The organism is Phenylobacterium sp. (assembly GCF_013822795.1).
Classification (GTDB): domain Bacteria; phylum Pseudomonadota; class Alphaproteobacteria; order Caulobacterales; family Caulobacteraceae; genus Phenylobacterium.
This window is the reverse complement of sequence record NZ_PNLB01000025.1, coordinates 1-19,452: the sequence shown is the minus strand read 5'-3', so window position 1 is coordinate 19,452 and position 19,452 is coordinate 1. Positions and strand designations below refer to the sequence as shown.

Annotated in this window: 17 protein-coding genes; 9 read left to right on the top strand and 8 right to left on the bottom strand. The window is 69.1% G+C overall.

The genetic code is table 11. The features are described 5' to 3' along the window. Window positions 1-59: 59 nt before the first annotated feature. Window positions 60-482 (bottom strand): CBS domain-containing protein, encoded by a 423-nt coding sequence (locus C0481_RS19515; protein WP_293406958.1) that lies wholly within the window; start codon window positions 480-482, stop codon window positions 60-62. A gap of 179 nt (window positions 483-661) precedes the next feature. Between C0481_RS19515 and gdhA the strand changes: the two genes are divergently transcribed. Next, window positions 662-2,005, top strand: a complete 1,344-nt coding sequence (gene gdhA / locus C0481_RS19510) for an NADP-specific glutamate dehydrogenase (RefSeq protein WP_293406956.1) — start codon at window positions 662-664, stop codon at window positions 2,003-2,005. Here gdhA and C0481_RS19505 read toward each other — a convergent pair. The 3 genes from C0481_RS19505 to cysD are packed head-to-tail and all read right to left on the bottom strand — an operon-like array spanning window position 2,002 to window position 6,449. Continuing rightward, entirely contained in the window at window positions 2,002-3,555 is a 1,554-nt protein-coding gene (locus C0481_RS19505) for a DUF389 domain-containing protein (protein WP_293406954.1), read from the bottom strand. The two genes, gdhA and C0481_RS19505, sit on opposite strands and share 4 nt — an antisense overlap. A gap of 60 nt (window positions 3,556-3,615) precedes the next feature. Next, window positions 3,616-5,520 carry a sulfate adenylyltransferase subunit CysN gene (cysN, locus tag C0481_RS19500; protein WP_293406952.1) on the bottom strand — a complete coding sequence of 635 codons (1,905 nt, stop codon included), beginning with the start codon at window positions 5,518-5,520 and terminating at the stop codon, window positions 3,616-3,618. Then, on the bottom strand, window positions 5,520-6,449 hold the full coding sequence (gene cysD, locus C0481_RS19495; RefSeq protein WP_293407062.1) for a sulfate adenylyltransferase subunit CysD: 930 nt from the start codon (window positions 6,447-6,449) through the stop codon (window positions 5,520-5,522). Before cysD ends, cysN begins: the two co-directional genes overlap by 1 nt. Window positions 6,450-6,700: 251 nt before the next feature. On the opposite strand from cysD, the gene C0481_RS19490 reads away from it, so the two are divergent. The 7 genes from C0481_RS19490 to C0481_RS19460 all read left to right on the top strand — a co-directional run bounded on the left by C0481_RS19490 (window position 6,701) and on the right by C0481_RS19460 (window position 13,590). After that, on the top strand, window positions 6,701-8,197 hold the full coding sequence (locus tag C0481_RS19490) for an AlkA N-terminal domain-containing protein (protein WP_293406950.1): 1,497 nt from the start codon (window positions 6,701-6,703) through the stop codon (window positions 8,195-8,197). Continuing rightward, window positions 8,181-8,708, top strand: coding sequence for a methylated-DNA--[protein]-cysteine S-methyltransferase (locus C0481_RS19485; RefSeq protein WP_293406948.1), 528 nt, complete (start codon window positions 8,181-8,183; stop codon window positions 8,706-8,708). Before C0481_RS19490 ends, C0481_RS19485 begins: the two co-directional genes overlap by 17 nt. A gap of 107 nt (window positions 8,709-8,815) precedes the next feature. Continuing rightward, window positions 8,816-9,067, top strand: coding sequence for a hypothetical protein (locus C0481_RS19480; RefSeq protein WP_293406946.1), 252 nt, complete (start codon window positions 8,816-8,818; stop codon window positions 9,065-9,067). 138 nt (window positions 9,068-9,205) lie between these two features. Then, window positions 9,206-11,752, top strand: coding sequence for a polar localization protein TipN (locus C0481_RS19475; protein WP_293406944.1), 2,547 nt, complete (start codon window positions 9,206-9,208; stop codon window positions 11,750-11,752). Then, on the top strand, window positions 11,749-12,732 hold the full coding sequence (gene dgcA / locus C0481_RS19470) for an N-acetyl-D-Glu racemase DgcA (protein WP_293406941.1): 984 nt from the start codon (window positions 11,749-11,751) through the stop codon (window positions 12,730-12,732). Before C0481_RS19475 ends, dgcA begins: the two co-directional genes overlap by 4 nt. Window positions 12,733-12,771: 39 nt before the next feature. After that, window positions 12,772-13,203, top strand: a complete 432-nt coding sequence (locus C0481_RS19465; RefSeq protein ID WP_293406938.1) for a DUF4112 domain-containing protein — start codon at window positions 12,772-12,774, stop codon at window positions 13,201-13,203. 18 nt (window positions 13,204-13,221) lie between these two features. Then, window positions 13,222-13,590 (top strand): VOC family protein, encoded by a 369-nt coding sequence (locus C0481_RS19460; protein WP_293406935.1) that lies wholly within the window; start codon window positions 13,222-13,224, stop codon window positions 13,588-13,590. On the opposite strand, the gene C0481_RS19455 is transcribed toward C0481_RS19460, so the two are convergent. The 3 genes from C0481_RS19455 to C0481_RS19445 form a co-directional block, all read right to left on the bottom strand. Then, entirely contained in the window at window positions 13,587-13,910 is a 324-nt protein-coding gene (locus C0481_RS19455) for an antibiotic biosynthesis monooxygenase (RefSeq protein WP_293406933.1), read from the bottom strand. The genes C0481_RS19460 and C0481_RS19455 overlap by 4 nt on opposite strands. 64 nt (window positions 13,911-13,974) lie before the next feature. After that, the gene (gene scpA, locus C0481_RS19450; protein WP_293406931.1) at window positions 13,975-16,125 is read right to left on the bottom strand and encodes a methylmalonyl-CoA mutase; all 2,151 of its coding nucleotides are present in this window, start codon (window positions 16,123-16,125) and stop codon (window positions 13,975-13,977) included. Beyond that, the gene (locus C0481_RS19445) at window positions 16,122-17,552 is read right to left on the bottom strand and encodes a methylmalonyl-CoA mutase family protein (protein ID WP_293406929.1); all 1,431 of its coding nucleotides are present in this window, start codon (window positions 17,550-17,552) and stop codon (window positions 16,122-16,124) included. Before C0481_RS19445 ends, scpA begins: the two co-directional genes overlap by 4 nt. Window positions 17,553-17,685: 133 nt before the next feature. On the opposite strand from C0481_RS19445, the gene C0481_RS19440 reads away from it, so the two are divergent. Continuing rightward, complete coding sequence (locus tag C0481_RS19440; protein ID WP_293406927.1) at window positions 17,686-18,693, top strand: nitronate monooxygenase family protein; 1,008 nt, start codon at window positions 17,686-17,688, stop codon at window positions 18,691-18,693. A 70-nt stretch (window positions 18,694-18,763) separates the two neighbouring features. Here the strand turns inward: C0481_RS19440 and C0481_RS19435 are convergent. Beyond that, a partial coding sequence (locus C0481_RS19435; protein ID WP_293406925.1) for a flagellin occupies window positions 18,764-19,452 on the bottom strand: 689 nt, incomplete at its 5' end.

The window sequence follows — 19,452 nt, the reverse complement described above, 5'->3', positions numbered from 1 at the left end:
TCTCCCCTTCAAGGGGAGAGGGGAGGGTGAGGGGGCGCGTACCCGACCTCTCCTGCGGCCTACTGCTGGTTGGCCGGTTCGGCCGAAATCTCCTCGAGGGTCCGGCCGACCGCCTTGGCCCCGTAGTCCAGGGCCACGTCGCCCAGCGACAGGATCCCGGCCAGCCGTCCGTCGCCATAGACCAGCAGTCGGCGGACCTGGTGCGCGCCCATCTTGGCGGTCGCGTCTGCCAGGTTGTCGTCGGCGTGGCAGGACTGCACGTCGTCGGTCATGATGTCGGACACCGGCGCGTCCAGCGCGCCGCCGCCTGCGACCACGCGCACGACGATGTCGCGGTCGGTCACCACGCCCAGCACCTTGCCGTCTTCGGCGACGGGGATCACACCGCTGTCGATCTCCGACATCATGCGCGCGATCTCTTTGATCGAAGTCTTCGGTTTGGCGGTGACGACCTGGGCGGTCATGACTTCGCTGACTTTCAAGACAGCTCTCCTTCCGTGGATGGAGGTGCTTGAACCCCGGGCGGCGCCGTCCGTTCCCCTTGGGTAAGCTCGCGAAGGCGTTACTCACTAGGAGTGGCGGCGGCCATACTCCTGATTGTGCGGACCTGATCGAGGCCCTAGACCGCAGCATTCTTTAAAGCATAGGTCGCGAGGATCCGATGAAGTTCAAGAGCCTGGAGGACTGCCTCACCACCGTCGCGGCCGACAACGAGGGACAGCCCGAGTTCCTGCAGGCGGTGACCGAGGTCATGACCAGCCTCTGGCCCTTCATCGAACGCAATCCGGCCTATGCCGAACAGGGCCTGATCCATCGGCTGGTCGAACCCGAGCGCATCATCATCTTCCGGGTGCCGTGGGTGGACGACAAGGGCGAGGTCCACGTCAACCGTGGCTATCGCATCCAGCACAGCTCGGCGATCGGGCCCTTCAAGGGCGGCATCCGCTTCCATCCGACGGTGAACCTGTCGGTGCTGAAGTTCCTGGCCTTCGAGCAGACCTTCAAGAACGCTCTGACCACCCTGCCGATGGGCGGCGGCAAGGGCGGCTCGAACTTCAATCCCAAGGGCCGCAGCCCGGGCGAGACGATGCGCTTCTGCCAGGCCTTCATCTCCGAGCTCTTCCGCCACATCGGGGCCGACACTGATGTACCGGCCGGCGACATCGGCGTCGGGGGCCGTGAGGTCGGCTACATGGCCGGCATGATGAAGAAGCTGACCAACCGCGCCGACGCGGTGTTCACCGGCAAGGGCCTGAGCTTCGGCGGCTCGCTGATCCGGCCGGAGGCGACCGGCTACGGCACGGTCTACTTCGCCGAGGAGATGCTGAACCACGCGGGACGCTCGATGGAGGGCCAGCGCGTCTGCGTCTCCGGCTCCGGCAATGTCGCGCAGTACGCGGTCGAAAAGGCGATGCAGATGGGCGCGCGGGTGATCACCGTTTCCGACTCCAGCGGCACGGTGATCGACGAGGAGGGCTTCACGCCCGAAAAGCTCGCTGAGCTGATGGAGGTGAAGAACCACTACTTCGGCCGGGTCTCTGAGTACGCGGCCAAGCTCGGCCTGCGGTTCGAGGCGGGGATCCGCCCCTGGGCCGTGCCTTGCGACGTGGCGCTGCCCTGCGCCACCCAGAACGAACTCGGCCGCGAGGATGCCGAGGCCCTGATCGCCAACGGCGTCTTCTGCGTCGCCGAAGGCGCGAACATGCCCTCGACGATTGAGGCGGTGAAGGCCTTTGAAGAGGCCGGCGTCCTGTTCGGCCCCGGCAAGGCGGCCAACGCCGGCGGGGTGGCGACGTCCGGCCTGGAGATGAGCCAGAACGCGATGCGGCTCTCCTGGCCGCGCGAGGAAGTCGACCGCCGGCTGCTGGAGATCATGCGCGGCATCCACGCCTCCTGCCTGCGCTACGGCGAGCGGGCCGACGGTTCGGTCAGCTATGTCGACGGCGCCAACATCGCCGGCTTCGTAAAGGTCGCCGACGCCATGACGGCGCAGGGTGTGATCTAGGGCGCAGCGGTCACCCGCGCCGCCAGGTATCGCGCCGGGTCGCCCTCGACGACGTCCGGCACGCTGGCGCCGACGCTGACCTCGATCCCGCGTTCGCGCAGCACGCTCGCCACCGCCTCGCCGCGCGCCTGGGCCACGCGCAGGTCCGCGGCGCGGGGGCCGCGCGGGCCGGGCGTCGCCAGGCCTTCGACCTTGGCCGACTTCAGACCCCAGCGGTTCAGCGCCCAGGCGAGGGTCTCGGCCGTTCGCCGCCCATCGGCGTCCAGTGCGCTCGTGCCATAGGCGAAGGGCACGGCCGGCAGCGGGGCGAGGGGCGGGACAATCCGCACCGGCGTCTGCGGCAGGAAGCGCTGGGCGGCCTGCTCGGCGGCCCGATACTCGGCCAGGCCCGGCGATCCGTTCAGCACCACGCTGGCCTCCAGCGCCTCGCCGTCGCGCCGCACCTGCTCCACGCGCCCGACGCCGCTCAGCATGGCGCGCAGCTTCTGCTCCGGTCCGGCCGGGGCGCTGGTTGGCGTGACGCGGTTGGCCAGGACGCTGCCGGCCGTCGGCGGCACGCCCGTCGCGGTGACGATCTGCTCGATCTCGACGTGGGCGCCGGCCTTCAGATGGCGGGCGACCGCGTCCTGAGCCCCGGGAACGTACTTGCGGGTGACGACGACGGCCTGCACGTCGCTGGCGCCGCCCCGGCCGGTCTCGACCACCAGCTCGGTGATGTGCGGCGACGTCCCGGCGAAGGCTTCGGTCACGACGCTGCGGACGCGGGCGGTCTCGCGGGCCTCGGCGACAATGCTGCGCAGCGACACCGCCAGCGGCACGCACAGCGCGGCCATGACGCCCAGCAGCGCCCAGGTCTCCCACGCCCGCCCCTCGCGCGCCTGCGGCCGGTAGCCGTAGCGGCGGGCGACGCCATAGACCGCCCCGAGGATCGAGACCACGTTGGTCAGGAACAGCAGCATGGCCCCGCTGGCGATCTGCCAGTTGGCCGTGGCCAGGCCGTAGCCCACCACCGCCAGCGGCGGCATCAGGGCGGTGGCGATGGCGACCCCGGCGATCGCGCCGCCCTTGCGGTTGACGGTCAGGTAGGCTCCGACGAAGCCCGACAACAGGGCGACGATCAGGTCCAGCAGGGTGGGGCGCGTGCGCGACAGGATCTCCGGCGTCGCGTCCTTCAGCGGCGAGATCCAGACGATCAGGACGGAGGCGGCCACCGACAGCGCCGCGCCGATCGCCAAGGTGGCGGCGGCCGAGCGGAAGGCGCGGGTGTCCAGCCGGGCCAGCGCCATGCCCATCGCCATGATCGGCCCCATCAGCGGCGAGATCAGCATCGCCCCGATGATCACCGCCACCGAGGACTGCAGCAGGCCGAGCGCCGCGATCCCGCAGGCGCTGAAAAGCATGAAGGCGTAGGTCGGCGTCAGTTGGCCAGCTTCGTAGATCTCGGCCGCTGCGACGCTGCGCTCGCTGTCGCTGAGCAGGCGGGCAGGCGGAGCCACGGCCTCGCGGATGGCCTCGACCGTCTGGCCGATCACGGACTTGGACGCCGCCATGCCGATCCTCCTGACTCGCACCGCCACCATAACGCGCGGCGCGGTGCGGGCCAGAGACCGTCAGATCGAGTAGTCGAGCTCGCCTTCCAGCCAGGCGACGATCTTCTCAGCCGCGTCGGCCGCCGACATCGCGGTGGTGTCGATGACGATCTCGGCGTTCTCGGGCGCCTCGTAGGGGCTGTCGATGCCGGTGAAGTTTTTGAGCTCCCCGGCGCGGGCCTTCTTGTAGAGGCCCTTGACGTCGCGCCCCTCGGCCACCGCCAGCGGGGTGTTCACATAGACCTCGACGAAATCGCCCTCGGCCTGCAGGTCGCGCGCCAGCCGGCGCTCGGCCCGGAACGGCGAGATGAACGAGACCAGCACGATCAGGCCGGCGTCGACCATCAGCTTGGCGACCTCGGCCACCCGGCGGATGTTCTCGACCCGGTCCTCGTCGGTGAAGCCGAGGTCCTTGTTGAGGCCGTGGCGCACGTTGTCGCCGTCGAGCAGATAGGTGTGGCGCCCGTCGGCGTGCAGCCGCTTTTCGACCAGGTTGGCGATGGTCGACTTGCCCGAGCCCGAGAGCCCGGTCAGCCAGACCACCCGGCCGCGCTGGCCCTTGAGGGCGGCGCGCGAGGCCTTGTCGACGTCCAGCGCCTGCCAGTGGATGTTCTGGCTGCGGCGCAGGGCGAAGTGCAGCATGCCGGCCCCGACGGTCCGGTTGCTGATCCGGTCGATCAGGATGAAGCCGCCGAGGTCGTGGTTCTCGGCATAGGCGTCGAACGCGATCGGCGCGTCGAGCGAGAGGTTGCAGACCCCGATCTCGTTGAGCTCCAGCCGCTTGGCGGCCAGGTGCTCGAGGGTGTTCACATTGACCTTGTACTTCGGCTCGGTGACCTGGGCCGACACCACGCGGGTCCCGACCTTGAGCAGGTAGGGCCGGCCCGGCAGCATCGCCTCGTCGTCCATCCAGACGATGGTCGCCTCGAACTGGTCGGCTGTCGGCGGCGGCGATCCGGCCTCGGAGATGACGTCCCCGCGCGAGATGTCGATCTCATCCTTGAGGGTCAGGGTGACCGACTGCCCGGCCACCGCTTCGTCAAGGTCGCCGCGGAACGTGACGATACGGTCGATAGTGCTTTCGCGGCCCGACGGCAGGGCCTTGATCTTGTCGCCCGGACGCACGGTCCCGGTCGAGATCAGCCCTGAAAAACCACGGAAATCCAGGTTCGGGCGGTTGACCCACTGCACCGGCATGCGGAACGGCTGCTCGCGCAGATCGTCCTCGACCGGCAGGGTCTCCAGCAGCTGCATCAGGGCCGGTCCCTCGTACCAGGGCGCAGCCTCGCTGCGGCTGGTGATGTTGTCGCCCTTCAAGGCGGACATGGGGATTGCGGTGTAGTCCTTGATGCCGATCTGGGCGGCGAAGTCGGCATATTCCTGCAGGATCGCGTCGTAAACCTGCCGATCCCAGCCCACCAAATCCATCTTGTTGACGGCCAGGACCACGTGCCGGATGCCCAGCAGCGAGACCAGGTACGAGTGCCGGCGGGTCTGGGTCAGCACGCCCTTGCGCGCGTCGATCAGGATGACCGCGGCGTCGGCGGTCGAGGCGCCGGTGACCATGTTGCGCGTGTACTGCTCGTGGCCGGGAGTGTCGGCGACGATGAATTTGCGCTTGTCGGTCGAGAAGAAGCGGTAGGCCACGTCAATGGTGATGCCTTGCTCGCGCTCGGCTGCAAGGCCGTCGACCAGCAGGGCGAAGTCGATGTCGCCGCCCTGGGTGCCGACCTTCTTGGAGTCTGCTTCGAGCGCGGCCAGCTGGTCCTCGAAGATCATCTTCGAGTCATAGAGCAGGCGGCCGATCAGGGTCGACTTGCCGTCATCCACCGAGCCGCAGGTCAGGAACCGCAGCAGGCTCTTGCGCTCGTGCGCGGACAGGTACGTCTCGATGTCCTCGGCGATGAGTGCGGACTGGTGGGCCATCAGAAGTAGCCCTCTTGCTTCTTCTTCTCCATCGAGGCGGCCTGGTCGTGGTCGATCATCCGGCCCTGGCGCTCCGAGGTCGTGGTCAGCAGCATTTCCTGAATGATTTCAGGCAGCGTGGCGGCGGTGCTCTCGACCGCGCCGGTCAACGGGTAGCAGCCGAGGGTGCGGAACCGCACCGACTTCTGCATCGGAACCTCGCCCGGTCGCAGCGGCATCCGGTCGTCGTCGACCATGATCAGCGCGCCGTCGCGCTCCACCACCGGCCGCACTTGCGAGAAGTACAGCGGCACGATCGGGATGTTCTCAAGGTGGATGTATTGCCAGATGTCCAACTCGGTCCAGTTGGAGATCGGGAACACCCGGATGCTCTCGCCGGGGTTCTTGCGGGTGTTGTACAGCCGCCAGAGTTCAGGGCGCTGGTTCTTCGGGTCCCAGCGGTGCTGGGCCGAGCGGAACGAGAAGATGCGCTCCTTGGCGCGGCTCTTCTCTTCGTCGCGGCGCGCGCCGCCGAAGGCCGCGTCGAAGCCGTACTTGTCGAGCGCCTGCTTCAGGCCCTCGGTCTTCCAGATGTCGGTGTGCAGCGCCGAGCCGTGGTCGAAGGGATTGATGTTCCGCTCGACGGCTTCAGGGTTCTTGTGGACCAGGAGTTCGAAGCCGAGCTCCTTGGCCATGCGCTCGCGCATCTCGTACATCGCCCGGAACTTCCAGGTCGTGTCGACGTGCAGCAGCGGGAAGGGCGGCTTGGAAGGGTAGAACGCCTTGGCCGCCAGATGCAGCATCACGGCGGAGTCCTTGCCGATCGAATAGAGCATCACCGGGCGTTCGGCCTCGGCCGCCACCTCGCGCATGATGTGGATGCTCTCGGCTTCCAGGCGCTGAAGATGGGTCAGAGTTTCGGGAGCGATCGCCGGCGCTTTGGCCTGCATCAGGGCTGTACCTTGCACGTGAACCTCGGGCCTCACCCTGAATTCTAACAACCAAAAAGTCCGCCCGTCGCTGCTTAGACGCCGCGCGGATTGGCCCTGAGCGACGGCTTACGGGACCCGAGGACCGATGACGATAGAGATTTACTGACAGGCCGACGAGGAAATTGGCGCCGGCCGAATACCGCCAAACCTAGACCGGTCATGTCCGAAAACCGCGAGACATGCGCCGCTCATAGGCCGATCATCGCCACATGGATATGGATGACGACGCCTGTTACCGCGCCTTTCAGATGCGCGACGCCCGCTTCGACGGACGCATCTTCAGCGGCGTGACCAGCACCGGGATCTACTGCCGGCCGATCTGCCCTGCGCGGACGCCGAAGCGCGAGAACATGCGGTTCTATCGCTCGGCGGCGGCGGCGCAGGAGGCCGGGTTCCGGCCCTGCCTGCGATGCAGGCCGGAGACTTCGCCGGACCTCGGCTCCTGGCGCGGGACCTCCAACACCGTCTCCCGCGCGCTTGGCCTGATCGAATCCGGGGCGCTGGACAACGGCGACGTCGACAGCCTGGCCGAGCGGCTCGGGGTCGGCGAGCGGCAACTGCGGCGGTTGTTCCATCAGCATGTCGGCGCCTCGCCCGTCGCGGTCGCTCAGACCCGGCGCGTGCTGCTGGCCAAGCAGCTGCTGCACGAGACGCGGATGCCGATGGCCGAGGTGGCCTTGGCCGCCGGCTTCGGCAGCGTGCGGCGTTTCAACGAGACGTTCCAGCAGCTGTTCGATCGTCCGCCGGCCAAGCTCCGCCGTCTGGGCGGCGCCGAGGTCGCGGCCGGCGAGGGCGGTGCAGCTACGATCCGACTGCCCTATCGCGCGCCCTACGACTGGGAGGCGATGCAGGCCTTCCTGACGGCGCGGGCCATTCCCGGCGTCGAGGTCGTCCGCGACGGCCGCTATGCGCGGACCTTGAGCGTCGGCCAGGCGCGCGGCGTGGTGATGATCGAGCCCGGCGACGGAGACTACCTGAAGGTCACGCTGCGTTTTCCCAAGGTCGAGGTCTGGCCAGCGGTGATCGCCCGCATCCGGCGGGTGTTCGACCTCGCGGCTGATCCCGCCGTCATCGAGGCTCACCTTTCGGAGGACCCGGACCTCGCGCCCTTGGTGGCTGCGCGGCCGGGTTTGCGTGCGCCTGGCGCCTGGGACGGGTTCGAACTGGCCGTCCGCGCTGTGCTCGGCCAGCAGATCACCGTGCAGGCCGCCCGGGTGCTGGCAGGCAAGATCACCGCCGAGCATGGCGCGCCGCTGGAGGACGAGGCGGCCAATGCGCTGGGTCTGACCCACTTCTTCCCGGAGCCGGCGGCGCTGGCGCTGGTCGATGTCGAAACCCTCGCCATGCCCAGGGCCCGCGGCCGAGCCCTGGTCGGGTTGGCGGCCGCCGCCGCGGCCGATCCGGAACTGTTTGGGATGCGCCGCGGCCTGGACGAAGCTGTCGCCGCGCTGCGGGCCCTGCCTGGGATCGGGGAGTGGACGGCGCAGTACATCGCCATGCGGGCGCTGCGCGAGCCTGACGCCTTTCCCAGCGCCGACATCGGCCTGATGCGGGCTCTGGAGGACCCAGATGGCGTGCGGCCGACCGCGGCCGAGCTGTTGGCGCGTGCGGAGCGTTGGCGGCCATGGCGTGCCTACGCGGCCTCGCACCTCTGGGCGGCCGACCCGAAGAACCCCTCGGAGAGCAAGCATGCCAAGGCCGCCTGAAGCCCTGACCCTTGACCGCATGTCGACGCCGCTCGGCGAGGGGCTGTTGGTCACCGACGCCGACGGCTGTCTGCGCGCCTTCGACTGGACCACGCACGAGACGCGGCTGACCACCCTGCTGCGGCGCCAGAATCCGCCGACCGACCTGGTCGCGGGCTCGGCCCCAGCGGCGACGCGCGCGGCGCTCGATGCCTACTTCGCCGGTGAACTGTCAGCGCTGGACTTCATCACCTGGCGCACCGGCGGGACGGAGTTCCAGCGCTCGGTCTGGAGCGCCCTGTGCACGATCCCAGCTGGCGAGACCCTGACCTACAAGGGGTTGGCCGAGCGGATCGGGCGGCCGAAGGCGATCCGCGCGGTCGGCCTGGCGAACGGCTCGAACCCCGTTTCGATCGTCGTGCCTTGCCATCGGGTGATCGGCGCCGACGGGACCTTGACCGGCTACGGCGGCGGGCTTGATCGCAAGCACTGGCTGCTCAGCCACGAGGGAGCGGCTTTCGTCGACAAGTGATCGACGCTTCATGACTGAAATTTCATGTTGCGACACATCGCCCGATGACAGCGACCATCGTATAACGTCGCTCGCTGGAATCGTGTCGGACGGACGGGAGAGTTCCGATGCAGACCTTTACCGAGATTGTGGCTGCAGTGGTGGTGTCGTCATCCGCTGCTGCATATTCGCATTTCGGCGTGACGCTGGACGCCCAGCAGGTTGAGAAACCTGTTCCGGCGGAGCGGACGGTTGCGCGCACGACCAGCCGAAAAGCCGTTTCGGACCCAGCCCCGCGTGTGATCGCCAAGACCGGCAAGGGGCCGACCCAGGTTCGTGAAATCTGTCCGGAGACCCGCGCCAAGCTGCTGCGGACGTAAGGGCGGCGCCCCGCGCCGCCGATCAGTGCTTTGCCTCGCGGGCGTTCGCCGGTAATCCTTCGATCCTGGGCGTAATGATGTGGCGCGCGTGTGTTTGCGCGCCCGCCGGCAGGGGTGGAAGGCCGCTTACAACGGGCCATGAAGATCAAGAAGCGGCAACAACCGGTCGACCTGCAATCGCTTGACGAAGAAGGCGCGCCGACGCCTGCGTTCGTCGATGCGGCCGAGGCCGCGCAGGCCGATCAGGCCTTCGCTTTCGCACCACCGCCGTCCGGGGACCTGGCCGTGGAGGCCAAGAGCGCCACGCCCGCGGGCACGGCCTCGGGCCTGACCCCCCGCATTCCGGTGACCCGAACCACATCCGTCGCGCCGTCGTCGGGTTGGACGATCTACATGGCCGCCCTTGTGGTGTCGGTGCTGTGGGCCTGCGCGCCTATCGCCTTCGCCTGGGGCTATCGCCGGTCCGTCGCCCCGTTTGATTTCGAGCCGTTCGCCGTGGCGGTGTTCGCGGCGTTGGCCATCGGCCCGGCCGCCCTGGTCTGGGCGCTGGCCTACATGGTTCGCCAGGGGCAGTTGCTGGGCGCCGAGGCGCGGCGCACCAAGGCGCTGGCCGACGAGATGGTGACCCCGGCCATGGCCGCCGGCGCCCAGACCGTCGATCTGGTCCACGCCATGCGCGAGGAGATCGCCCGCGCCGGCGCCGCCGCGCAGGAGGCGCGCGACACCATCATCGTCCTGCGTCAGGCGCTGGCCGGCGAGAGCGAGGAACTGGCCGCCGCCGCCGCTAACGCCGCGCGCACCGCCCAGGGGCTTTCGCAAACCCTCGGCCGTGAACGCAGCGAACTGGGCGGGCTGGCCCAGACGCTGGACTCCCAAGCGACCGCCGTCGCCGACGCCATCACCCGCCAGGCCAAGATGGTCGGCGAGGCCTCTGATCTGGCAGAGGCGCAACTTCGTGAGGCGGAGGCCTCGCTGGCCGCGCGCGCCGCCGACCTGGCCGCCGCCGCTGGCGAGACCAGCGACGCCGCGCGCGCCGCGGCCGAAGACCTGACCCGTCACATCGCCCGCCTGGAGACCGCCGGTCTTGGGGTCACTGAGCAAATCGGCGCGGTCGAAAAGGGACTGACCGAGCAGCGCGCCGGCCTGGTCACGGCCGCCCACGCGCTGCGCGCCGACCACGAGGGCTTCGCGGCCCAGGCCGAGACCCACACCGCGCAGCTAGCGGAGTTCATCGGCCAGGCGCGGCTGTCGGCGGCCGAGATGGGCGACCGCGCCGTGAAGGGCGGGGAGGCTCTGCGTCAGCTGATGGCCCAGGCGACCGCGCAGTTTCGTGAACTCGCGGAAACCGCCAAGGCCGAACGCGACGAGTTCGGGCAGTCGACGCTGCATTCGGTGGAAGCCGTGGCCCAGGCCGCGGCGACCGAGCGCGCGCGCCTGGAGGAACAGACCCGCGCGGCGATCACCGCGATGACCCAGGCGGCCGAGGACACGCGCCAGGTCGCCGCGCGCCACGCCGAAACCGCCCGCGACCAGGTCGACCAGCTGTCGGAAGCGGCCTTCACCGCCGGCCAGCAGGCCAACAAGGTGTTCGAGGCCCGGCTCGACGAGGCGCGCGCCCTGATCGAGCAATCCTCGCAAATGGTCGAGCAAGCCGGCGCCGCCACCGTCCGCAAGCTGGACGAAGGCGCGCGCGCGGCCCGCGCCACGCTGGACGAACTGACCGCCATGCTGGGCGACATCGAGGAGCGGGCGACCAAGCTGCCCGCCGCGGCTCGCGACCGGGCCGAAGAGGTGCGGATGGCGGTGGCCGAGAGCATCGACGAACTGATGGATCACGCGCGGCGCACCGCCGACGAGACCCAGGCGATCGACGAGGCCTTCCAAGACCGCGTGCGGCGCAACTACGACATGCTGAGCGAAGCCGTACGGCTGATGGGCTCGGTTGCAACCTCGGCCGGCGCGGTGGCGCCTGCGCCGGTGCGCGAGCGGCCCGAGCGCGTGTCCCTGCGCGCCAGCCTGGCCGCCAAGTCGCCCGCGCCGGTCATAGAGCCGGAACGGGCGGTTGAACCCGAGCCTGAGCCAGCCGACGAGACCGGTGAACTCGAACTCAACGAGCCGCTGTCGGCGGAGGAGGTCGGCGACCGCGGCCGGCCGCGTCTGCGTCTGACTCCGACCGCGACCGACGCCGAGTTCTCGCACGTCTTCGAACAGGCCGGCGGGCGTCACGAGGAGCCTGCCGCCGCCGACGGCTGGACCTGGAAGGACCTGCTATCCTCGCTGGAAGAACACGACGAGGGCGCCGCCGAGGCCGAAGCTGAGGCCGCTTCGCGACCGCTGGAGGATATCCTGGCCGGCGAGATCGGCGCGATGGGCATCGATCCGACCGCGCTGCTGCCGCGCAGCCGCATCCATGAGCTGGCCGTGGCGCTGCAGGTCCGCGACGTGGACGGCGCGCGGGCGGTGGTGCGCAAGCTGGCTCCGGCCGCCACGCGTCGGCTGACCCGCAAGCTGTTCACCGACGAGCCGCTGAAGCGCCAGGTCATGACCTATCTGGCTCGCTACAATGAGCTGCTGGAGGACGCCGCCGAGCGCGACGCCGAAGGCTTCGTCGTCGAGACGCTGTTGAGCTCGGAGGCTGGCCGCACCTACCTGCTCTTCGACGCGGCGGCCGGCGACCTGGCTTGACGCGGCGCCTCTCGGCTCGGGACGAGCGCTGGCCGCTGGCCGGCGCCTTCGTGATCGCGCGGGGAGCCAAGACCGAGGCCCACGTCATCGTCGCCGAGATCTGCGAAGGCGGGGTGACCGGACGTGGCGAGGCGGTGCCCTATGGGCGCTACGGCGAGACGGTCGAAGGCGAACTGGCTCGTATCGAAGCCGTGCGGGCGGCGGTGGAGGCCGGGCTGACCCGCCAGGCGCTGCAGGATGTGCTTCCGCCAGGCGCCGCGCGCAACGCGCTCGACTGCGCGCTCTGGGACCTGGAGGCCAAGCTGAGCGGCGTGCCGGCCTGGCGGGCGGCGGGCCGGGCGCGCATGGACCCGGTGAAGACCTGCTACACCATCAGCCTCGATACGCCCGAGGCCATGGCCGACGCCGCGCGGCCCATGGCGCGGCGGCCGTTCCTGAAGCTGAAGATCGGCGGCCCGGACGATCTGGATCGCGTGGCGGCCGTGCGCGCCGCCGCGCCGAAGACCCGGCTGATCGTCGACGGCAACGAAGGGCTGAGCTTCGATGACCTCGTCCGGCTGGCTCCTGAGTTCGCGCGGCTCGACGTGAAGATGATCGAGCAGCCGCTGCATGCCGAGGCCGACGAGGCGCTGGAAGGCTGGACCAGTCCGGTCATGCTCTGCGCCGATGAAAGCCTGCATACGCGTCGCGAGCTGGCGGCGTGCGCGCGGCGCTACGGGGCGGTTAACGTCAAGCTGGACAAGGCCGGAGGCCTTACGGAGGCGCTGGCCGTCGTGGCGGAGGCCCGGCGCCTCGGCCTGGAGTTGATGGCCGGCTGCATGGTGGCGACCTCGTTGGCCATGGCCCCGGCGATGATCATCGCTCAGGGCGCCGAGGTGGCCGACCTCGACGGGCCGCTGCTGCTGGCCCGCGACCGGGAGCCTGGGCTGGTGTTTGACGGTTCGCTGATTTTTCCGCCCACGCCGGAGCTTTGGGGCTAGGCTGTAGTTCCTATATTCTGGCGATGACGTGGGAACGTGATGGCTGACAATAAGGAACGCGCGCACGGGGCCTGGCGGGCCGCCGAGCGCATCAAGCGCCTCTCGGACCGGTTGGTCGGGATTGGCCCGGTCGGGATCGGCCTGGACGGCGTGCTGGCCTGGGTGCCGGTGGCCGGGACCGCCTACAGCCTCGGCGCGGGTGGACTGCTGCTCTATCAGGGCGTGGTGGCGGGGGCGTCGTTGCCGACCTTGGCGCGGATGGCGGCTTATCTGCTGCTGGACTCGGCCGCCTCGGTGCCGCCGGTGATCGGCTGGGCGGTCGACACCCTGTTCCCCGGCCATTTGATGGCCGCAGGCGCGTTGCAGAAGGATATCGAGGCGCGGCATGGCCCTTCGGCGCTGCCGGCGACTTGGTACGGCAAGCCCGGGAAGCGCGCGAAGCCGGTGAGGATCACGCCCAAGACGATCTAGGACGGCGGAGGCACGGCGATGTTCAAGCACGTGAAGTTCGCAGGACTGCCGGTAAGCGACCAGGATCGGGCGGTCGCCTTCTATCGCGATGTGATGGGTTTGGTGCTGGCCGCGGACCAGCATTACGGCAGCGGCTGGCGCTGGATCGAGTTCGAGGTGCCGGGGTCGCCGACCAGGATCCTGTTCGAGAAGCGGGCCAATGAGGCGCCCGGTGAGCAGCCGAGCCTGATCCTCGTCGTCGCCGACGTCGAGGCGGCGTTCGCAGATCTGAGCGGCCGCGGCGTGGTCTTCGATCAGGAGCCGATCGACGCGCCCTGGTCGCCCAAGGAACGCTACGCTCTGCTGCGCGACAGCGAAGGCAACCTGGTGATGATCGGGTCGGGCTAGGCCGACGCCGGCGCGACGCTCTGCAGGACTTCGAAGCCCTCGAACTGCGGGTGGCCCGTGTAGATCGGCTTGCTGTCGCCGGCGCCGCGGTGCGCCAGGCGGAACGCCTCGGACTTGGTCCAAGCCTCGAACGCGCCCTTGGACGCCCAACGCGAGTGCGAGGCGTAGAGCGTATGGTCGTCGCGCTCGGGCCCGCGCAGCAAGCTGAAGCCGAGGAAGCCGGGCACGGACTCCAGATGCGTCTCGCGCGACAACCACACGCTCTCGAAGGCGCTCTCTTGTCCGCGCAGGACTTGGAAGCGGTTCATGGCGATGAACATGGCGAACTCCTGCTTGAGCGCGCCAGTCTGCCTTGGACCGGCCCGGTGTTCCAGCGCCGCCGGTTCAGGCCTTTTCGAGCTGGGCGTAGCCCATCTGCTCGTTCAGCCGGTCGAGGACCTCGATCGCCGCCTCGGGCACCACGGTGCCGGGCGTGAAGATCGCCGCCACGCCCGCGTCACGAAGGGCCTGGAAGTCTTCGGGCGGGATCACTCCGCCGACGACGACCAGGATGTCGGCACGGCCGAGCTTGGCGAGTTCGTCCTTCAGTTCCGGCACCAGGGTCAGGTGGCCAGCGGCCAGGGAACTCGCGCCGACCACATGAACGTTTTCGGCGACGGCCTGGGCGGCGGCCTCGGCGGGGGTCTGGAACAGGTTGCCGATGTCGACGTCAAAGCCGAGGTCGGCGAAGCCGGAGGCGATGACCTTCTGGCCGCGGTCGTGGCCGTCCTGGCCCATCTTGGCGATCATCACCCGCGGCTTGCGGCCGTCGGCCTGGCGGAAGGCGTCGGTCATGGCCTTGGCGCGCTGGGCCTGGGGCGTGGCGCCGGACTCTCGCAGGTAGACGCCGGTGACCGCGGAGGCCTCGGCGGCGTGACGGCCGAACACCTTCTCCAGCGCCAGGCTGATTTCGCCGACCGTGGCCTTGGCGCGGGCGGCGTTGACCGAAAGTTCGAGCAGATTGCCGTTGCCTGCCGCGCCGTTGGTCAGGGCGGTGAGGGCGGCTTCGACGGCGGCCGGGTCGCGTTCAGCGCGCAGGCGCTGGAGCTTTTCCAGCTGGCGCTCGCGCACCACCGAGTTGTCGACCTTGAGCATCGGAATTTCGTCGGCGACGTCGGGCTTGTAGCGGTTGACGCCGACGACGCTCTGGCGGCCGGCGTCGATGCGGGCCTGCGTGCGGGCGCTGGCTTCCTCGATGCGGCGCTTGGGCAGGCCGTCCTCGATGGCCTTGGCCATGCCGCCCAGGGCCTCGACCTCGGCGATGTGCTCAAGCGCGCGAGCGGCGAGGTCGGCGGTCAGGCGCTCGACATAGTAGGAGCCGCCCCACGGATCGACGACGCGCGTCTGGCCGCTCTCGAGCTGCAGGAAGAGCTGGGTGTTGCGGGCGATGCGGGCCGAGAAGTCGGTCGGCAGGGCCAGGGCCTCGTCCAGCGAGTTGGTGTGCAGGCTTTGGGTCTGGCCGCCGGTGGCGGCGATCGCCTCGACCAGGGTGCGCGGGACGTTGTTGTAGACGTCGTGCGCGGCCAGGCTCCAGCCGCTGGTCTGGGTGTGGGCGCGCAGGCTGAGCGAGCGCGAGTCCTTGGGATCGAACTCGTCCTTCATGAGCTTGGCCCAGAGCAGGCGGCCGGCACGCTGCTTGGCGATCTCCATGAAGGCGTTCATGCCGGCGTTCCAGAAGAACGACAGGCGCGGTGCGAACTGGTCGACGGTCATGCCGGCGGCGACGCCGGCGCGGACGTACTCGATGCCGTCGGCCAGGGTGTAGGCCAGCTCGAGGTCCAGCGTCGCGCCGGCTTCCTGGATGTGATAGCCGCTGATCGAGATCGAGTTGAACTTCGGCATTTCGCTCGAAGTGTATGAAAAGATGTCGGAAATTATCCGCATCGAGGGCGCTGGCGGATAGATGTAGGTGTTCCGGACCAGGAACTCCTTGAGGATGTCGTTCTGGATCGTGCCCGACAGCTTGGCGTGGGGCACGCCCTGCTCCTCGGCCGCCACGATGTAGAGCGCCAGGATCGGCAGCACTGCGCCGTTCATGGTCATCGACACGCTCATCTTGTCGAGCGGGATGCCGTCGAACAGCGTACGCATGTCGAGGATGGAGTCGATGGCCACGCCGGCCATGCCGACATCGCCCTTCACCCGCGGGTGGTCGCTGTCATAGCCACGGTGGGTGGCGAGGTCGAAGGCGACCGACAGCCCCATCTGACCGGCCGCGAGGTTGCGGCGATAGAAGGCGTTGGAATCCTCGGCCGTGGAGAAGCCCGCGTACTGGCGGATGGTCCACGGGTTGGTGAGGTACATGGTCGGGTAGGGGCCGCGCAGGAACGGCGCGAGACCGGGATAGCCGCCGGCCAGGCCGGCGACGTCGGCCGGACCGTAGGACGGGCGCACGGCGATGCCTTCCGGGGTCTCCCAGGCGGGGCCGGCGACGGCTGGCGCGGCCAGGCCGTCGGCGTCGAAGGGGAGGGCTGCGAAATCGGGGAACTGGCTCATCGGGCGGCCTCGTGCGGCGCGGCGATACGAATTGGGGCGAGCGGGGCGCAGCGGCCGTCGGGCCCTGGCAGTCGGGGCGAGGGGGCGTCGACCGCAACTGGGTTCGGCCGCTCGACCTCGACCGGCGCCTCATGGGTCGGTGGGAAGGCGGTCACGCCGACGATCTTCGGCGGCCCGGCGGCCTCCCGAGCCGCGCGTACGGCGGCGATCTGGGCGGCGACGTGGCCCGCGGTCAGGGCCGCGATGATCCCGCCCTGCGCCTCGATCGCCTGGAATTGCGCCCAGGCGGCGCGGGCCATTTCGTCGGTGAGCGCCTCGATGTAGCCCGAGCCGGCGGCCGGGTCGGCGACGCGGCCGAGATGGGCCTCCTCCATCAGCACCAGTTGGGCGTTGCGGCTCTGGCGGCGGGCGAAGGCCGTCGGCAGGCCGATCGCGTCGGTGAAGGTTCCGAGCAGCACTGAGTCCGCGCCGCCGACCGCGGCGCCGAATCCGGCGGAGGTCAGGCGCAGCATGTTGGTCCAGGGATCCTGTACGGCCAGCATGCGCTGCGAGGATCGGGCCTCGATCTGGGCCGGGGCCGCCACACCGCAGGCCTTGGCCAGCTGGGCCCAGAGCACTCGGGCGGCGCGGAACTTGGCGATAGAGGCGAAGTAGTCGGCGTCCGCGGACAGGCCGAGATGGATGCCGGCAAACGCCTGATCCATGCTCAAGCCGGCTCGCACCAGGGCCTTGGCGTAGGCGAGCGCGGAGGCCAGCATGAAGGCCAGTTCGCCGGCCTCGCCGCCGCCGGCCTCGTGGATCACTCGTCCCGAGGCCAGGAACAGGCCGGCTTTGGGATAGGCCTCAGCCAGCCGCGCGCCGACCGTGGCGGCGGAGACCAAGTGGCTTTCGATCGGTCCGGGGCTTTCGCCGGCGCGTGTGAACGCGCCGAGGGGGTCCATGTGGAAGAGCAGCAGCGCGGTCGGCGACCCCTTGGCCGCCGCAGCGAGCCAGTCGGCCGCCTTGGGGCCGAGGAAGCCGGCGTCCAGCGCCACCGGGGCCAGTTCCAGCAGCACCCCGTCGAGCACCCGGGCGAGGTCGGCGGCCGAGCCGACGGCCACGCCGTTCTCGCCAGTCGGGTCGATGCAGATCAGTCCGGAGGCCGCGCCGCCTTCGAGGTCGGTCAGCAGGTCGGCGCGGGCCCGCGCCGGATCGGGCTGAGCGATGGCCGATCGCAAGTCCCAGGGCCGCTCGGCGTCGTGCGGGCGCGGCGCAAACTTCGCCCCTTCCGGTGCGGCCTCGTACAGCGGGGCGATAGGAAGGCCCTCGAGCGTGGTGCGCTGAAGGCTCTCGAAGGGGGCGTCCTTCAGGGTCTTTTCCACCAGGGCGCGCCAGTCGGCGGCGGTGGCGGGCGGGAAGGCGCCGGAAGCGATCGAAGTGTCGGTCATCAGCCTGTCATTGCGACCTGTCGAAGCGACGCGTCAAGTTCACGCGGGGTCATGCGGCGGCGGCGCTTGCGCGGTCCGAAAGTTTGTGTGTACGCTGTAAAAATTAGATCGACGCATCTCATAAGGACGACCCATGGCCTTGCCCCCCATTCTCTCAGAGCGCCTGCGTATCCCGGTGATCGGTTCGCCGCTGTTCATCATCTCCGGCCCGGAACTCGTGATCGCGCAGTGCAAGGCGGGGATTGTCGGCTCGTTCCCGGCGCTCAATGCGCGTCCGGCGAGCCAGCTCGACGAATGGCTAGCCCAGATCACCGAGGAACTGGCCGACTGGGACCGTAAGAACCCGGACACTCCGTCCGCGCCGTTCGCCATGAACCAGATCGTCCACAAGACCAATGACCGCCTCGAGCACGATGTCGAGATGGCGGTTAAGTACAAGGTCCCGGTGACCATCACCTCGCTCGGTGCGCGCGAAGACGTGAACCAGGCGATCCACTCGTACGGCGGCGTCGTGCTGCATGACGTCATCAACGACCGCTTCGCCCGCAAGGCGGTCGAAAAGGGGGCCGACGGTTTGATCCCGGTGGCGGCCGGCGCCGGCGGCCACGCGGGGCACCTATCGCCCTTCGCCCTGGTCCAGGAGCTGCGTGAGTGGTTCGACGGCCCGATCGCCCTGTCCGGGTCGATCGCCAACGGCGCGGCGATCCTGGGCGCCCAGGCCATGGGCGCGGACCTGGCCTATATCGGCTCGGCCTTCATCGCGACCAAGGAAGCCAACGCCCAGCAGGGTTACAAGGACATGATCGTGGCCAGCAGCGGCGACGACATCGTCTACTCGAACCTGTTCACCGGCGTGCACGGAAACTATCTGCGTCCGTCCATCGAGGCGGCGGGCCTGGACCCGGACAACCTGCCGGAATCGGATCCGTCGAAGATGAGCTTCGGCTCGGGCGGCAATCAGAAGGCCAAGGCCTGGAAGGACATCTGGGGCTGCGGTCAGGGCATCGGCGCGGTGAAGGAAATCCCCAGCGCCGGCGAGATGATCGACCGCCTGGCGGCCGAGTATGAAGCGGCCAAGGCCGCGCTTGCGGCGAAGACGTCGCTGACCCGCGGCAGCGCCTTGGCGATGGCCGCCGAGTAACGCCCAAACGAAAGCGGCGGGAAGGTTTCCCTTCCCGCCGCCGTCGTTGAACGCGAAGCGTTCGTCAGACTTATCGGAACAGTCCGAGCAGGCTGCTCGACGACTGGTTGGCGATGCTGAGAGCTTGCACGCCAAGCTGTTGCTTGGTCTGCAGCGCCTGCAGTTTCGCGCTTTCCTTCGCCAGGTCGGCGTCGACCAGGTTGCCGACCCCGGCGTCCAGGGTGTCCTGGAGCTTCATGACGTTGGTCATGTGGGTGTCGAGCGCCTTGGCGCCGGTGCCGAGCTTCGAGAGGGCCGAGGAGACGTTCTGGATGGCGTCTTCGACTTCCTTCACGTCCGCCGAGTTCACGGTGCCGGTCAGCGAGGTCAGCGTCGCGGCGATCTTGGCGTTCGACTGCGACAGCACGACGTGGTCGATGTCGATGGTCGCAGTGGCGTCGGCGTTGGCGATCGCCTTGATGCTCGAGCTGTTGACCGAGAGCGTCGAGATCAGGTTGACGCCGTCGAAGGTGGCGTTGTTGGCGATCGTGTTGATCTGGTCGCGCAGCGCGACGTACTCGTCGCTAAGCGCTTCCTTCGAGGCGGTCGACAGGCCCGCTTCGGTAGCCGCCAGAACCTTTTCCTTCATCTGGACGAGAATGTCCGAGATGGCGGTGCCGGCCGACATGGCGACGTCAGCCACCGACTGGCCGCGTTGCAGCGACGAGACGACGGAGTTGAGGGAGGCCGATTCAGCGCGCTGGTTCTGGGCGATGGCCC

What these genes read in the sequence shown, in the direction of transcription:
- scpA (WP_293406931.1), bottom strand. Translation starts at nt 16,125, where the DNA reads ATGAGCCAGTTCCCCGATTTCGCAGCCCTCCCCTTCGACGCCGACGGC.
- C0481_RS19460 (WP_293406935.1), top strand. Translation starts at nt 13,222, where the DNA reads ATGTTCAAGCACGTGAAGTTCGCAGGACTGCCGGTAAGCGACCAGGAT.
- C0481_RS19480 (WP_293406946.1), top strand. Translation starts at nt 8,816, where the DNA reads ATGCAGACCTTTACCGAGATTGTGGCTGCAGTGGTGGTGTCGTCATCC.
- C0481_RS19485 (WP_293406948.1), top strand. Translation starts at nt 8,181, where the DNA reads ATGCCAAGGCCGCCTGAAGCCCTGACCCTTGACCGCATGTCGACGCCG.
- C0481_RS19490 (WP_293406950.1), top strand. Translation starts at nt 6,701, where the DNA reads ATGGATATGGATGACGACGCCTGTTACCGCGCCTTTCAGATGCGCGAC.
- C0481_RS19445 (WP_293406929.1), bottom strand. Translation starts at nt 17,552, where the DNA reads ATGACCGACACTTCGATCGCTTCCGGCGCCTTCCCGCCCGCCACCGCC.
- C0481_RS19475 (WP_293406944.1), top strand. Translation starts at nt 9,206, where the DNA reads ATGAAGATCAAGAAGCGGCAACAACCGGTCGACCTGCAATCGCTTGAC.
- cysN (WP_293406952.1), bottom strand. Translation starts at nt 5,520, where the DNA reads ATGGCCCACCAGTCCGCACTCATCGCCGAGGACATCGAGACGTACCTG.
- C0481_RS19440 (WP_293406927.1), top strand. Translation starts at nt 17,686, where the DNA reads ATGGCCTTGCCCCCCATTCTCTCAGAGCGCCTGCGTATCCCGGTGATC.
- C0481_RS19455 (WP_293406933.1), bottom strand. Translation starts at nt 13,910, where the DNA reads ATGTTCATCGCCATGAACCGCTTCCAAGTCCTGCGCGGACAAGAGAGC.
- C0481_RS19505 (WP_293406954.1), bottom strand. Translation starts at nt 3,555, where the DNA reads ATGGCGGCGTCCAAGTCCGTGATCGGCCAGACGGTCGAGGCCATCCGC.
- cysD (WP_293407062.1), bottom strand. Translation starts at nt 6,449, where the DNA reads ATGCAGGCCAAAGCGCCGGCGATCGCTCCCGAAACTCTGACCCATCTT.
- C0481_RS19465 (WP_293406938.1), top strand. Translation starts at nt 12,772, where the DNA reads ATGGCTGACAATAAGGAACGCGCGCACGGGGCCTGGCGGGCCGCCGAG.
- gdhA (WP_293406956.1), top strand. Translation starts at nt 662, where the DNA reads ATGAAGTTCAAGAGCCTGGAGGACTGCCTCACCACCGTCGCGGCCGAC.